Annotated in this window: 10 protein-coding genes and 2 rRNA genes (1 of these 12 running past the window's edge); 6 read left to right on the forward strand and 6 right to left on the reverse strand. The window is 63.8% G+C overall.

Annotated elements, in window-relative coordinates; all coding sequences use genetic code 11:
- Positions 1 to 281 precede the first annotated feature (281 nt).
- The 4 genes from ACH5N8_RS14070 to ACH5N8_RS14085 form a co-directional block, all read right to left on the reverse strand.
- Entirely contained in the window at positions 282 to 926 is a 645-nt protein-coding gene (locus tag ACH5N8_RS14070; RefSeq protein ID WP_483281772.1) for a PqiC family protein, read from the reverse strand.
- Positions 927 to 1,011: 85 nt separating this feature from the next.
- Complete coding sequence (locus tag ACH5N8_RS14075) at positions 1,012 to 2,058, reverse strand: MlaD family protein (protein WP_460026500.1); 1,047 nt, start codon at positions 2,056 to 2,058, stop codon at positions 1,012 to 1,014.
- On the reverse strand, positions 2,055 to 2,834 hold the full coding sequence (locus ACH5N8_RS14080; protein ID WP_460026499.1) for an ABC transporter ATP-binding protein: 780 nt from the start codon (positions 2,832 to 2,834) through the stop codon (positions 2,055 to 2,057). Before ACH5N8_RS14080 ends, ACH5N8_RS14075 begins: the two co-directional genes overlap by 4 nt.
- 11 nt (positions 2,835 to 2,845) lie before the next feature.
- A complete protein-coding gene (locus tag ACH5N8_RS14085) occupies positions 2,846 to 3,979 on the reverse strand; it encodes an MlaE family ABC transporter permease (protein WP_460026498.1) in 1,134 nt (377 codons plus the stop codon).
- Positions 3,980 to 4,164: 185 nt separating this feature from the next.
- Here ACH5N8_RS14085 and ACH5N8_RS14090 point away from each other — a divergent pair, with 185 nt between their 5' ends.
- From ACH5N8_RS14090 to ACH5N8_RS14115, 6 genes are all read left to right on the forward strand, one after another.
- The gene (locus ACH5N8_RS14090) at positions 4,165 to 7,044 is read left to right on the forward strand and encodes an AAA family ATPase (protein ID WP_483281773.1); all 2,880 of its coding nucleotides are present in this window, start codon (positions 4,165 to 4,167) and stop codon (positions 7,042 to 7,044) included.
- A 92-nt stretch (positions 7,045 to 7,136) separates the two neighbouring features.
- On the forward strand, positions 7,137 to 7,313 hold the full coding sequence (locus ACH5N8_RS14095; protein WP_460026496.1) for a hypothetical protein: 177 nt from the start codon (positions 7,137 to 7,139) through the stop codon (positions 7,311 to 7,313).
- A 78-nt stretch (positions 7,314 to 7,391) separates the two neighbouring features.
- Positions 7,392 to 7,991 (forward strand): TetR/AcrR family transcriptional regulator, encoded by a 600-nt coding sequence (locus ACH5N8_RS14100; protein WP_460026495.1) that lies wholly within the window; start codon positions 7,392 to 7,394, stop codon positions 7,989 to 7,991.
- 97 nt (positions 7,992 to 8,088) lie between these two features.
- Positions 8,089 to 8,364, forward strand: a complete 276-nt coding sequence (locus ACH5N8_RS14105) for a DUF4242 domain-containing protein (RefSeq protein ID WP_460026494.1) — start codon at positions 8,089 to 8,091, stop codon at positions 8,362 to 8,364.
- Positions 8,365 to 8,471: 107 nt separating this feature from the next.
- Positions 8,472 to 9,806 carry a methanethiol oxidase gene (gene mtoX / locus ACH5N8_RS14110; RefSeq protein WP_460026585.1) on the forward strand — a complete coding sequence of 445 codons (1,335 nt, stop codon included), beginning with the start codon at positions 8,472 to 8,474 and terminating at the stop codon, positions 9,804 to 9,806.
- Positions 9,807 to 10,190: 384 nt separating this feature from the next.
- Positions 10,191 to 12,101, forward strand: coding sequence for a cytochrome c peroxidase (locus ACH5N8_RS14115; RefSeq protein WP_483281774.1), 1,911 nt, complete (start codon positions 10,191 to 10,193; stop codon positions 12,099 to 12,101).
- Positions 12,102 to 12,306: 205 nt separating this feature from the next.
- On the opposite strand, the gene rrf is transcribed toward ACH5N8_RS14115, so the two are convergent.
- Together rrf and ACH5N8_RS14125 are read right to left on the reverse strand one after the other, a co-directional pair.
- Positions 12,307 to 12,419: ribosomal RNA gene (gene rrf / locus ACH5N8_RS14120) — 5S ribosomal RNA — on the reverse strand.
- A gap of 103 nt (positions 12,420 to 12,522) precedes the next feature.
- A 23S ribosomal RNA gene (locus ACH5N8_RS14125) occupies positions 12,523 to 14,864 on the reverse strand; it runs 547 nt beyond the window's last position.

Here is a 14,864-nt window from a genome sequence, read left to right on the forward strand (position 1 = left end):
AAAGCCCCATGCTCGCCAGAATCTCTGCCAATTGCGTCGAAAATCCAGAAAAACGCGGGATATTAACGCATCCGGGGGCCATCATAGCATCCCGGGGGCGTATCACCGACGCACGCCACCTGGCAACGGCGGGTTTTGCATGTGCCGGACGTGAAAAACTGGTCATGCGCGGGAACCGCGGCGCGGCCATGGCGGCGCAGCTCGTTCAGCAACACCGGCCGGGCCGGGACAAACCTGCGCAGGGGACCCGACCCACCGGCTACGGCTGGTGGGCCGGGACCTCAGCGCGCCGGGCCAAGCCCCCGAACGGCGCCGGCCATCTCGCGATTCAGGCGCGCCAGACATTGACTGAAGGCTTCTACCATCTGCGGATAGTCGGTCCGCGAGGCCGGCTGGCGGCAGGCGAACCTGCGGCTGAGCGTCGCGTCGTCGCCATGGCGCAAGGTCCAGAGCACCGTCAGGCGCGCCTGCCCGACCGGATCCACGTGCATTTCCTGAACGTTCACGGCCAGTTGGGCATCCGGCCTGGGCTCGCGCGGCCAGGGATGGAGCAGGATGCGATCCGACGGAATCATGCCGGCAAGGTTCTGGGCCGAAACCCGGGCGATGTTGTCATCCAGCCGCTCGGCCCAGCGATGGTCTTCCGACAGCCGGTACTCCTGCCCGGAAGCGGCGACGACCATTTGCGGACGATCCAGATAGGCCGGGATCCGGACAGGCCCCAACCCCACCAGCGGCCCCTGGCCGGGATAGCTTGCGGCAGAGGACTCATCGACCGCCCGCAGCATGTAGAACTGATCCGGCTGCGAGGGCCCCAGGCAGGCCGACAGCAGCAGCGCCAGCGGAGCAACCGCCGCCAGCGGGAGGAATTTGCCGAAAGGGGACCGTTGCGTCCTGCCATGCATACTGCTGAACTCCCGAAGCATGAGTCATCCCGGCCCAGGTTCGGGCCGCACCGGATTCGCGCCGAGCATAGCACGGGCGGCGCACGGGCCTGCCACCACGGCGGCGTCAGTCCGGCTTGCCGAACAGCATCGACTCCGGATGGCGCTCCAGCAGCTCGGTCAGCTGCCGCAGCGACTGGGCGGCCCGGCGCAGCTCCTCCATGGCGGCCTGCAGGGTTGAGTCGCTGCCGGCGGCATCGGCGATGCTGCCGGTCGCCCGCCGGGTGGATTCCAGGGCATCGGTTGCCTTGAGCAGGGTACTCTCGGCCGTCCTGAGCAAGGGGCCGGTCTGCCCGCGGATCTCCCGGAGCACCGCGGTCGACTCGCGCGCGGTGTCGCTGATGTCGCGGGAAGCCTGCCCCACCCCGGCCAGGGCCTGATCCAGCTGGCTCATGGCCGGGGGCAGGGATTCATCCAGCCGGCCCAGCACCCGCTGCGCGCTGTCCAGCGCCTTTGCCAGAGCCAGCCGCGACCGCCGGGTTTCCTCCGACGCCACCAGCTCGCGGATGTCCGCCAGGGTTGCCGCCAGGTCGCTGATCATCCGATCCAGCGGCATGCCGCGAATCTTGCGGGCCACATCCTCCAGCGTGGTCAGCATCTCGTCGACCGTCGGCGGAATCGACGGCACCTCCGGCATGTCCTTGTAGTTGAGTCCCATCAGCCGCGGGGGCTGGCTGGGGTGGAAATCCAGGTCCACATACAGGAGCCCGGTCAGAATACTCTGCACTTCCAGCCGCGCCCGGAGCCCGGCGTCGATCAGCTTCTGCAGCTCCTCGCGCCGCTGGCCGCCCGGCATCAGCGACAGGTCGAATGGCGAGCCATCCGGCCCCGCCAGTCGCCAAGGCTCGATCTCCAACACCACGGGTTTGACCAGGCGCTGCTGGCTACGGTCGAGTTGCAATTCGATTTCCTTGACGATGCCCACCTGAACGCCCTGCACCTTGACCGGCGCCCCCAGATTGAGGCCATTCAGCGAGGTATCGAAGTAGACGACCCAATGTATCCTGGGTTTGAAGAACTGGCCGCCACCGAACACCAGCAGGGCCACGACCAGCAGGGCAAGGCCGCCAACCAGGAAACTGCCGATGGCCATCGCGCTGACCGGCTTGCTCATGCCATCGCCTCCGTCGCGTCCGGAACAACCATCGAGCCATCGCGGGTCAGGAAACGGCGGACCCTTGGATCCTCCGAGGCCAGCAGCTGGCGCGGCGGGCCGGCGGCGATCGCCGTGCGGCTCTCGGCATCGAGAAAGATCGCGTTGGTCCCGATCGCAAAGATGCTCGACAGCTCATGGGTCACCATCACCACCGTGGCGCCGAGACTGTCCCTGAGACTCTTGATCAGGTCATCCAGCCGCTTGGCGCTGATGGGATCCAGCCCGGCCGAGGGCTCGTCGAAATAGAGGATCTCGGGATCCAGGGCCATGGCCCTGGCCAGCCCGGCGCGCTTCTGCATGCCGCCGCTGATTTCGGACGGGTAGTAATCCTCGAAGCCCGCCAGCCCCACCAGCGCCAGCTTGTAGGACACCAGCCTGGCGATCTGCTGCGGGGACAGGCGCGTGAACTCCGTCAAGGGCAGGGCGATATTCTCCGCCAGGGTCAGGGAACTCAGCAGCGCGCCGCTCTGGAACAGCACACCGACACGCCGCAGGATTTGCTGGCGCGTTTTGGTGCTGGCGCGCCAGAAGTTCCGCTCCCCGTAGTAGACCGCCCCGTGGGCCGGAGACTGGAGACCGATCAGATGCATGAGGAGGGTGCTCTTGCCACAGCCGCTGCCGCCCATGATGACGAAAATGTCGCCCCGGTTGACGGAAAAGTTCAGGTCACGCTGGATCAGGCAATCGCCATAGGCCATGGTGAGGTTCTCGACGGTGATGATGGCCTCGCGCATGGGAGGGCTGCTCAGATGCCCAGCCGGTCACAGACCAGGGTGACAATGGAATCCGCCACCACGATGAAGACGATGCTGGTCACCACGGCCGACGTGGTGGCCTCGCCGACCGCCGAAGCGCTGCGTCCACACTGGATGCCCCGCATGCAGCCGGCCAGGGCGATCAGCACGCCGAACAGCCCGCACTTGAAGATACCGATCAGGAAGTCCGCCAGATGCACCGACTCGGCCGCACGATGGACGAACTGGGTCAGGGGAATATCGAAGAAAGTCACGCTGACCAGCCCGCCGCCGATGATGCCCATCAAATCCGCATACAGGCAGAGAAACGGCATCGCCAGAATCAACGCCAGCATCCGGGGCAACACCAGAAACTCGACGGGATCGAACCCCATCACGCGCAGGGCCGCAACCTCCAGGTTGACGTTCATGGTGCCAATCTGGGCGGCGAAAGCCGCGCCGGAACGTCCCGACATGATGACGGCTGTCATCAGCGCGGCCATTTCCCGGGTCATGCCCAGGGCAACCAGATCGGCGATGTACAGCTGGGCGCCGAACAGGGCCAGCTGAGCGGCACCGACGAAGGCCAGGATCAGCCCCACCAGCAGGCTGATCAGCGTCACGATGGGCAGCGCCGAGGGGCCACACGCCTGGATCTGCAACCACAGGTCGATGCGCCGGTAACGTGCCCTGCCCGCCACCAGCGCCCATGCCGCCAGGGTCGACTCCCCGAGGAAGCGGGTCAGGAACAGCGCATCCTGCCACAGCCGCCTGGCCGCCTCCCCCAGCTCCGCCAGCCAGAGCAGGCCGCGGCCATGGCGTGGCGCCCCCTCCCGCTCCGGCACCGCCGCCGACAGCACCAGCAATGCCCGGGCCCCGGACGGCAAGGCGTGATCATCCAGCCCCATGCGGCGGGCTTCACAGGCGGCCCGCACCTCCAGCAGACAGGTCATCAGCAAGCTGTCCCAGCGTCCGAGTCCATCGCCATCCAGGTGCAGCCGCGCTCCGTCGGGAAGCGTCCGGAGCGTGGCCAGCAAGGCATCGAGCCCCACCCGGCCGGCCATGTCGATCACCCAGTCTCCCGCCAGTGTCAGGCGGAATGCCGCATCGCCATCGGGCACCAGGGACCAGCGCGGGTGACTCATGCGGCATCGATTATCCGGATGGAAGATGATCCTCATCATACACAACCGCCGCCAGGGCCTGCCGAGCGCATCGGCCAAGGCTCCCGGATACCCGCCAAGGCAGTTGCACCACGGCAAGGCACTGCCCCATTCGGGATACAATGGCGGGTCTTGCAAGCCCCACCCTTCCTCCAGGAGCGCTGATTTTGTCCGGCCCGTATGACATTTTCATTTGTCACGACCATGCCGCCAGCGCTGCCGTCAAACGGTTGACGGCAGCGCTGGCCGGTCGCGGGCTGGCCTGCTTTGCCTACGAGGCCGGCGGCGATCCCGATATCCAGCCCAAGCTGGCCACCTCACGCTGCTTCCTGGGCTGGGCGTCGGAAAGCTTCTTCCTGTCTCGCGGCTGCCAGGCCCACCTGGCGATGGTGCACGTCGCCTGCCGGCAGGCGCCCGCCACCGACAGCGGGCGTCTGCTGCTGGTCAACCCGGAACCTGGCATCAAGCATGTCTATCCCCTGTCGCTGCGCCGGACCATCATCGGGGCATCGCCGGAAACCGGCCATCCGGTCGACTTCGCCGGACTCGCGGAGCGCCTGCAAGGCCATTGCGAGAGGCTTTCCGGAGGGACGCTGGGCGCGCTGTATCCCGCGCCGAGGCAGAACTGGCTGGAACCCTACGACAGCCTGAGCCGGCCGCCAGGACTGTTCGTCGGGCGCGAACGCGAGCTGTGGGACGTGCACACCGCCCTCCACGGCCATGGCGGCTCGCCCGGTCCGTGCCGTTGCGCGGTGGTGTCCGGCGACGCCGGCGTCGGCAAGAGCCTTCTGAGCCGGGAATACGCCTTCCGCTTCGGTGCGGCCTACCCGGGCGGTGTCTACCGGTTGTCGGCGATGGCGGCACGGCCGGCAGCGCAACTCGCCGAACTGGCCGAGAATCCCGCCCTGAAACCGCAATTGCTGGCCCTGCTGCGGCACCTCAGACCCGACACAGGCCTGCGCGACGACAGCCGCTTCGGCGATATCCTGGCCGAACTGCGGCAAACGCTGGAACAGGCGGGCAAACCCTACCTCTGGATCGTCGACGATCTGCCCGACGACCTCAACGGCCCGGTCCTGCAGCAATGGCTCGCCAGGGGCGAGTTCGGCCACAGCCTGCTGATCTGCCGCAGCCAGCGCTACGATGCGCGGTTCGACCCGGTTCACCTGCCGATGCCCAGCGAACGGACCGCACTGCATATCCTGACGCGGGACAGGCCACCGCGTGGCGACGAACTCGACGCCGCCGGCTGGCTGGTCGAGGAACTCGGCCGGCACCCCCGCTACGCCGCCATGATCGGCGCCCTGGCCGAAGGCCACCGCCACCGGCGCACCGCCTACAGCTGGCTGCTGCATCGACTGGAAAAAAGGACCCGGGCCGCCATCAACGCGCCGCAGCCGGGGCCAAGCGCGCCGCCCGCCCCCCAGGAAGCCCACGGCGCCACCATCCTGCTGGAATCCCTGCGCGTCCTGGGCGGACCGGCCCGCGATATCCTCCGGCTGGGTGCGGAACTCGCTCCCCATCCCCTGCCCCTGGACTTCATCGTCGAATGTCTGCTCGCCGGCGGACTCGCCGCCGACGACCGCAGGGAGGACATCTTCACCATCCTGCTCCACGAACCCCAGGAAATTCCCCTGACGCGGGAGGCCGCCATCGCCTATGTCGCCCAGGGCGCCACCAGCCTGGAACAGCACGGGCTCGCGCAGCGCACCGACCACGGCGTGACGCTGTTTCCGCTGGCCGTCCAGACCCTGCAACGGATCGCCGCCACGTCCCCGCGACAAATCCTGCTGCGCGATGCCGCCCTGCAGGTGCTGTACCTGCGGGCGGAACACTGCCGGAGCGAGGACGATTGGCGACCGCTGTCGGCCATGGCCGTCCATGGGCGGGCGCTGATCGCCGATCTGCGCGAGCGCCTGATCGAGGAGGATGACAGCCCGGGCGAGATCACCGGCCGCATCCGGCTGGCACTGTACCTGGCCGACCTGGCGCTGGCGCATGGCGCCCGCCGGCAGGCGCTGGAAATCTACCGGGCCGCCAGCGCCTATCTGGTGCGTGCCATGGCGGCCGATACCCACAACGGCACCCGCCAGCGGGATTTTGCCCGGGTACAGGAACAGCTCGGCGACCTGCTGGCGGAGCAGCAGCAATGGGCTGACGCGCTCGAACATTACCGCAAGAGCCTCGGCATCCGGGTGTTCATGGCCAGGCAGGAAGCTCCGGGACTCGATCACCAGCATGATCCCCTGCGTCTGCACACCAAGGCGCGGGACGTCCAGCTCCAGCTCGGCGATCTGGAGGGCGCCCTGCACAGCCAGCGGGCCGCGCATGTCCTGCACTGCAAGCTGGCCGAGCAATGCCCGGCGGACGACGATCGCGCCTTCCAGCTCGCCAGCAGCCATCTGGAGCTGGCCGAGATGCACCTCGGCCTGCAACAGAACGAAGCCGCGCTGGCCGAACTGCAACGTGCCCTGCCCTGCTTTGAGGCGCTGGCCGAACGGCACCGGGATCAGGTGCGCTTTGTCCGCGCGCCCGCCATGGTCCACAACCGCATCGGCGATATCCTGCGCGCCCGCGACGACCTGTCCGGGGCGTTGAACTGCTACCGGACCGCACTCGCCATTGCGGCGCTGGCGGCCCAGCTGGAGCCGGGCGATGCCGAACTGCGGCGCGACCTCGCCATCTGCCACAACCACCTCGGCGACACGCTGGCCGGCCTGGACGACGCGGCGGAGGCCGAACAGCACTTTCTCGCCTTCCTGGAGATCGCCGAGCACCCGGACAACCAGCCTGCCTTTGCCGACCTGCGCCGGCGGGATATCGCCGCGGTGCTGATCAAGCTGGGGCGCGGACGGGAGCTCGCCAAGGAGCTGGAACCAGCGCTGGATCGCTACCAGCGCGCCCGCGGCATCCTCGAAACGCTGGCCATCGAACATCCGGACAATCCCAGGCTGCGCGAGGATCTGGGCTGGCTGCGCCGCCGAATCGAGCGCCTGGTCGAGCGCCGGCATGCCGAGCTCCGGCGCCAGGCGCGGGTGGCGCACTGAGTGCACCGCTGGCGCAGCTTCCGCATGGATTCCCTGGCCATGGCGGCGCAGGGTAGACTCTGAACCCTTTCCCGCCACGTGAGGATCCGCTCATGATGAAATTCATCAAAAACGCGCGTCGGCGCCGAATGCTGGCGCTGGCCCTGGTCATGCTGGGCGGCCTGAGCTTCCTGCTTGCACCCGGCAACGCGCCGGCCGGCCTGCTGCTTGCGGGCGCCGGTCTCCTGCTGGAGGTGCTGGGCATCACCCTGCGGCATGAGGAAACCTGACCCGGCGCGCGCATCCGCCGCGGGGTCACGAGCGGCGGCCAACGGCGCACAAGCGCGGCAACCAACCTGCTCGTCCACATGAATACTCTGCTCGACCAATCCGCCACGGCCCGCGAAAGACTGCTCGATCAAGGCGTCACGCTGCTGATGGAACAGGGCTATCACGGCGCCGGATTGCAGGCCATCCTCAAGGGCGTGGGCATTCCCAAGGGATCTTTCTACCACTACTTCTCCAGCAAGGAAGCCTTCGGCGCGGAGGTTATCGGCCACTACATCGAGCCTTTCATCCAGGCGCTGGACCGTCAGTTGCAGCGAGCCGATATTACCGGACAGCAGGCGCTGCGGAACTATTTTCGCGAGTTGATCGAGGAATCGGCGCGCCGGGAATTCCGCGGCGGCTGCCTGCTCGGCAACCTGATGGGCGAAATCGGCGAAACCAGCCCGCTCTGCCGCGAGGCCTTGCGCAGCGCGGTTCACCGCTACCGGGACAAGGTCGCCGAAGCGATAGGCCGCGGCCAGAGAGAGGGCGTTTTCCGGCAGGATCTCGACACCGGCAGCATGGCAGATCTGCTGGTCAACCAATGGCAGGGAGCCTTGTTGCGCATGAAGATCGAGCAGTCGACGGCCCCGCTGGAAGCCTGTTGCGCCAGCCTGATCGACGGCCACTTCAGCGCCTGAAAAAATTTTGTTTGCATACTAGACGACCGGTCGTCTAGTATGCAAACCGGTATCCGCAAGACTGAATACGCCAATCCCCCGGGAGGAGAATCACATCATGCCCACCTATCTGATAGAGCGCGACATACCGGGAGCCGGCCAGCTGTCGCCGGAAGCACTCAAGGCCATCTCGCAGCGATCCTGCTCGGTGCTGAAAAACATGGGGCCGGACATCCAATGGCTGGAGAGCTACGTCGTGGACGACAAGGTTTATTGCCTTTACATCGCCCCGAATGAGCGGATGATCCACGAGCATGCCGAAGCCGGCGGCTTCCCGGTAACGGCCATCCGGACCGTCCGGTCACGCATCAGCCCCGCGACGGCGGAAGCCTAGCGGCGCCGCCCGGACAGCCCGATCCTTCCACAACAACAAAGATGATGAGGAGCACCGCGATCATGAAAAAACCATCCCAATCCCGCCCGTCCCGTCATGGCCTGCTGATGACCGGACTCTCCGCCACCCTGTCGGCCATGGCGCTCACGCCAACCTCGCTGCCGGCCGACGAGACCTGCGCCTCGCCCTACATGAAGAAGATCACCGGCCAGGAAGATTATGTCTACGTCTGGACCCTGGGCGCCGAGGGTGTCGGCGACGAGCAGGACAAGCTGGTGACGGTCGATGTCAATCCGAAATCGGAGAAATTCGGCAAGGTCATCCACACCCTCTCGGTGGGCGGCCGCAACGAGGCGCACCACTCGGATTTCACCGATGACCGGCAATACCTCTGGGCCGGCGGCCTGGATACCAGCAAGATTTTCATCTTCGACGTCAAGACCGATCCGTCCAGGCCCAGGCTGGTCAAGACGATCACCGATTTCGTCGCCAAGTCGGGCGGCGTGGTCGGGCCGCACACCATGTATGCCCTGCCCGGCCGCATGATCATCACCGGCCTGTCCAACAACAAGGACCACGGCGGCCGCACCGCGCTGGTGGAATACACTAATGAGGGCGAGTATGTCGCCACCCACTGGATGCCCACCGACAGCGACCTGCAAGGTGCCATCAAGACCGGCAAGTATGCCGACGGCTACAACTACGACGTCCGCGCCCTGCCGCGCAAAAATCTGCTGGTGACCTCGTCCTTCACCGGCTGGAACAATTACATGATGGACTTCGGCAAGATGCTGAAGGACCCGGAAGCCATGAAGCATTTCGGCAACACCGTGGTGACCTGGGACCTGCACACCAAGCAGCCGAGGAAGGTGTTCGACGTGCCCGGCGCACCGCTGGAAATCCGCTGCGCCTGGGGCGAGAGTCACAACTATTGCTTTACCACCACCGCGCTGACCTCGCAGATCTGGCTGATCCACGAGGACGCCCAGGGTGAATGGCAGGCCAAGGCCGTGGCCGATATCGGCAACCCGAAGGACGTGCCGCTGCCGGTGGATATCTCGATCTCCAACGATGACAAGCTGCTGTGGGTGAACAGCTTCATGGACGGCAAGACCCGCGCCTTCGATATCAGCAATCCGGAAAAGCCGGTGCAGATCTACGAAAAGGTGATCGGCGCCCAGGTCAACATGGTGTCGTCGAGCTGGGACGGCAAGCGGCTGTACTACACTTCTTCGCTGCTGGCCAACTGGGACAAGAAGGGCAAGGATAACGAGCAGTACCTGAAACTGTTCACCTGGGATGGCAAGGAACTGAAACCGTCTTTTGCCATCGACTTCACCGCCGAGAAGCTGGGCCGGCCGCACCAGATGCGCTTCGGCGCACATGCGCTGTATTCCGGACTGGCAGGTCAGCCGGAAAAACCGGGCCTGGCGAGGCGATAACGACGGGAACACCACCGGCCCTCGGGGCCGGTTCATCCGCCCTATCGCCCCCGCAGGCTGAACAGCGAGAGCTCCAGGGTTGCGAACGGCGCAGTCCGTGTGTGCGGTATCGCGCTCCTGGAGCCAACCAGTCACCCGCCATTGGCCCTCTCGCAGGACGCGGTTGTCTGCGTGCGGTGCCTAGCGAGAGGATTTCGCAAACCCGCTCGAAGCGATGTCTGCGTGGCATCGTCGGCATCCGGTGGACGCCAGCCGGCGATATCCGGCATGCCGGCGCGCAGGGCGCGGATGACATGAACCCGGGGCGGCCGATGAGTCGGCAGCCCTCAGGCCGCGTGGCGACAAGGGCATGGCTTCTGGATCTTGTTTCTTGAGACATTCGGCATGCGCAAGCAGCACCAAACTACGTCGCCCGGCTCCTGGCTGCTCCGGGTGCCACTGATGATGACCGTGGCCAGCGCATCGGTCAGCGCTGAGCAGCCACCCGCGCTGGCGCCGGGGTATTCCAGCCTGTCTTTTACGGCACCGAAGCCAGGCAGTTACACCCTGCCGGTCATGGGCGAGGCCGCGGATGGGCTGGTGCTGGCGTCATCCGGTCAGGCAACGACGCTACATGAGCTCTATGCCGGCCGCATCGTGCTGCTGAGCTTCATCTACGCCACCTGCGACGATGTGAATGGCTGCCCGCTGGCAACGATGGTGCTACATCGCCTGCAATCGGCGCTGAAAGACCGGCCTGAACTGAGGGAGCGGCTACGCCTGATTACGCTGAGCTTCAATCCGGAGCACGACACACCGGCAGTGATGGCGCAATACGGCGCGGGATTCCAGTCGGGTGGCATCGACTGGCACTTCCTCACCACGCGCTCGGCGGCCGAGCTGCAGCCGATCCTGCGCGACTACCAACAATCGGTGGCGCGCGAGGTGGACGAACAGGGCAAGCCGACCGGCAAGTTCTCGCATCTGCTGCGCGTCTATCTGATCGATGGTCAGCGCCGGATGCGCAATAGCTATACGGTATCGGTTCTGCACCCGGATCTGGTGCTGGCGGACATCGAAACCCTGTTGCGGGAGAATGGCAATCGGCCCACCGAATCCCGGTCGATACCCACGACGCCCGCACCGCTGCGCGCCGGTGACGACAAGTCCGGTTATGCCGGCGCCGATTACAGGACACGGTCAGCCGCACTCGTGCAGCGCCAGGGCCAGCCGGCCGACCTTCTGAAACTGGCACGGCAACCGGTATCGGGACTGCCGCCCGTACCGACACCGGCAGACAACCCGCTGACCCGGGAAAAGATCGCTCTCGGCCGCAAGCTGTTCTATGACCGGCGGCTGTCGCTGAACCAGACCTTCTCCTGTGCAATGTGTCACGTCCCGGAGCAAGGCTTCACCCATCAGGAGCAGGCCACCGCCATTGGCATCGAGGGCCGAACCGTCAGGCGCAATGCACCGACGATCTACAACGTGGCCTACCTGGGCCGGTTGTTCCACGACGGCCGCGAGTCTTCGCTGGAAAATCAGGTCTGGGGACCATTCCTGGCCGCCAATGAGATGGGCAACCCATCCGTCGGCGCGGTACTCGACAAACTCAAGGCGCTACCGGATTACCAGGGACTGTTCGAGCGCGCCTTCCGGCACGGACCCAGCATGGATACGGTTGGCCAGGCCTTGGCCAGTTATGAACGCGTACTGATATCCGGAAATTCGGCCTTCGACCGCTGGTATTACGGGCATGAGCGCAGCGCGCTCTCACCGCTGGCGCAGACGGGCTTCACGCTATTTACTGGCAAGGCCGGTTGTGCGCAGTGCCATGGGATCAGTCCGCGAGAAGCCCTCTTCAGCGATCAGCAACCGCACAATACTGGTATCGGCTATGCCGACACCATGCTGCGCGAGCCGGACCGGACGCGGGTTCAGGTAGCGCCCGGATTGAGCTATGAGCTGGACACCGCGGCGCTTGGCCAGGTCTCCGAGCCCAAGCCCCAGGATCTGGGGCTTTACGAGGTCAGCCAACGCCCGGAGGATCGTTGGAAATATCGCACGCCCATGTTGCGCAACATCGCCCTGACGGCGCCTTACATGCACAACGGTTCGCTCTCGACGCTGCGCGATGTGGTTGAGTTCTACAACCGCGGCGGAGTACCCAATGAGTTGCTTGATCCACGCATCAAGCCGCTTCAGCTGGAAGCTGGCGAAATCGACGCGCTGGTGGCATTTCTCGAATCGTTGACAGGCGACGACATCGAGACGCTGGTTTCCGATGCTTGGAGCGCTCCGGTGGGGGAGCGGTGACATTGCCTGACGCACCAGCAGTGCATGACATACAAGCTGGACCGGGGTTATTGTCTGGAGGATGGTCGGTTGCGGGGGATATCGGCGGGGGGGTAGGGGGCGTCCCCGTTGTGTTGCGGTGGTGTGGAGCAGCATCCATCGTGACAAACGTCGGGACAAAGAAAAGCCCCCGGCCAGAGACTGGGCGGGGGCTTTTGGATATGGAGCCTGGCAGTTCCCTACTTTCGCACAGGTATCTGCACTATCATCGGCGCTAAGCGGTTTCACTTCCGAGGTCGGGATGGGATCGGGTGGTTCCCGCTTGCTCTGGCCACCAGGCAAACTGGTTGGAACGAGCCATCGTTCACACAATCATGGCTCTTCACTTGAAAACGTACACGGCAGCGTTTGGTGTCAAACACCCACACCGTTTGGGTGTTATATGGTCAAGCCTCACGGGCAATTAGTACGGGTTAGCTTCGTCCATTACTGAACTTCCACACCCCGCCTATCAACCTGGTGGTCTTCCAGGGCCCTTCAGGGGACTCGCGGTCCCAGGGAGATCTCATCTTGGGAGGGGCTTCCCGCTTAGATGCTTTCAGCGGTTATCCTGTCCGAACATAGCTACCCGGCAATGCGATTGGCATCACAACCGGAACACCAGCGGTTCGTTCACTCCGGTCCTCTCGTACTAGGAGCAACTTCCCTCAAATCTCCAACGCCCACGGCAGATAGGGACCGAACTGTCTCACGACGTTCTAAACCCAGCTCGCGTACCACTTTAAATGGCGAACAGCCATACCCTTGGGACCGGCTACAGCCCCAGGATGTGATGAGCCGACATCGAGGTGCCAAACACCGCCGTCGATATGAACTCTTGGGCGGTATCAGCCTGTTATCCCCGGAGTACCTTTTATCCGTTGAGCGATGGCCCTTCCATACAGAACCACCGGATCACTAGGACCTACTTTCGTACCTGCTCGACTTGTGGGTCTCGCAGTTAAGCGCGCTTTTGCCCTTACACTCTCTGCACGATTTCCGACCGTGCTGAGCGCACCTTCGTGCTCCTCCGTTACACTTTGGGAGGAGACCGCCCCAGTCAAACTACCCACCATACACGGTCCCCGATCCGGATCACGGACCTAGGTTAGAACTCCAAATTCGCCAGGGTGGTATTTCAAGGTTGCCTCCACCAGAACTAGCGTCCCGGTTTCGCAGGCTCCCACCTATCCTACACAAGCGGATTCAAAGTCCAGTGTAAAGCTGTAGTAAAGGTTCACGGGGTCTTTCCGTCTAGCCGCGGGTACACTGCATCTTCACAGCGATTTCAATTTCACTGAGTCTCGGGTGGAGACAGTGTGGCCATCGTTACGCCATTCGTGCAGGTCGGAACTTACCCGACAAGGAATTTCGCTACCTTAGGACCGTTATAGTTACGGCCGCCGTTTACCGGGGCTTCGATCAAGAGCTTCGCTTGCGCTAACCCCATCAATTAACCTTCCGGCACCGGGCAGGCGTCACACCCTATACGTCCACTTTCGTGTTTGCAGAGTGCTGTGTTTTTAATAAACAGTCGCAGCCACCATTTTATTGCAACCTCCTTCGGCTCCATGAGCAAGTCACTTCACCTACCAGAGGCGTACCTTCTCCCGAAGTTACGGTACCATTTTGCCTAGTTCCTTCACCCGAGTTCTCTCAAGCGCCTTGGAATTCTCATCCTGCCCACCTGTGTCGGTTTTGGTACGGCCACCTACAACCTGAAGCTTAGAGGTTTTTCTTGGAAGCTTGGCATCAATCACTTCGGCTGAATTGCTTCAGCACCGTCATCACATCTCGGCATTGACTCCCCGGATTTGCCTAAGGAATCTGCCTACCTGCTTAAACCGGGACATCCAACACCCGGCTGACCTAGCCTTCTCCGTCACCCCATCGCAGTTGCAGCTGGTACCGGAATATTAACCGGTTTTCCATCGACTACGCCTTTCGGCCTCGCCTTAGGTGCCGACTGACCCTGCGCCGATTAGCGTTGCGCAGGAAACCTTGGGCTTTCGGCGAACGGGTTTTTCACCCGTTTTGTCGTTACTCATGTCAGCATTCGCACTTCCGATACCTCCAGCAGACCTCTCGATCCACCTTCACAGGCGTACGGAACGCTCCTCTACCACTTGCCAAAGGCAAGTCCGCAGCTTCGGTACATGGCTTAGCCCCGTTGAATCTTCCGCGCAGGCCGACTCGACCAGTGAGCTATTACGCTTTCTTTAAAGGATGGCTGCTTCTAAGCCAACCTCCTGGCTGTCTGTGCCTTCCCACATCGTTTCCCACTGAGCCATGATTTTGGGACCTTAGCTGGCGGTCTGGGTTGTTTCCCTTTTGACGACGAACGTTAGCACCCGCCGTCTGTCTCCCGTGCTGTACTTCTCGGTATTCGGAGTTTGCATCGGTTTGGTAAGTCTAGACGACCCCCTAGCCGAAACAGTGCTCTACCCCCGAGAGTAATCACACGAGGCGCTACCTAAATAGCTTTCGAGGAGAACCAGCTATCTCCGAGCTTGTTTAGCCTTTCACTCCTAGCCACAGCTCATCCGAATCTTTTTCAACAGATCCCGGTTCGGCCCTCCAGCGCCTGTTACGGCACCTTCAGCCTGGCCATGGCTAGCTCGCCCGGTTTCGGGTCTAATCCCAGCGACTTGACGCCCTATTCAGACTCGCTTTCGCTACGCCTCCCCTAATCGGTTAAGCTCGCCACTGAAATTAACTCGCTGACCCATTATACAAAAGGTACGC

The organism is Methyloparacoccus sp. NF-16 (assembly GCF_056880625.1).

Coding starts and splice junctions, on each gene's coding strand:
- ACH5N8_RS14070 (WP_483281772.1), bottom strand. CDS start 926: ATGCTTCGGGAGTTCAGCAGTATGCATGGCAGGACGCAACGGTCCCCT.
- ACH5N8_RS14075 (WP_460026500.1), bottom strand. CDS start 2,058: ATGAGCAAGCCGGTCAGCGCGATGGCCATCGGCAGTTTCCTGGTTGGC.
- ACH5N8_RS14105 (WP_460026494.1), top strand. CDS start 8,089: ATGCCCACCTATCTGATAGAGCGCGACATACCGGGAGCCGGCCAGCTG.
- ACH5N8_RS14095 (WP_460026496.1), top strand. CDS start 7,137: ATGATGAAATTCATCAAAAACGCGCGTCGGCGCCGAATGCTGGCGCTG.
- ACH5N8_RS14085 (WP_460026498.1), bottom strand. CDS start 3,979: ATGAGTCACCCGCGCTGGTCCCTGGTGCCCGATGGCGATGCGGCATTC.
- ACH5N8_RS14100 (WP_460026495.1), top strand. CDS start 7,392: ATGAATACTCTGCTCGACCAATCCGCCACGGCCCGCGAAAGACTGCTC.
- mtoX (WP_460026585.1), top strand. CDS start 8,472: ATGACCGGACTCTCCGCCACCCTGTCGGCCATGGCGCTCACGCCAACC.
- ACH5N8_RS14115 (WP_483281774.1), top strand. CDS start 10,191: ATGCGCAAGCAGCACCAAACTACGTCGCCCGGCTCCTGGCTGCTCCGG.
- ACH5N8_RS14080 (WP_460026499.1), bottom strand. CDS start 2,834: ATGCGCGAGGCCATCATCACCGTCGAGAACCTCACCATGGCCTATGGC.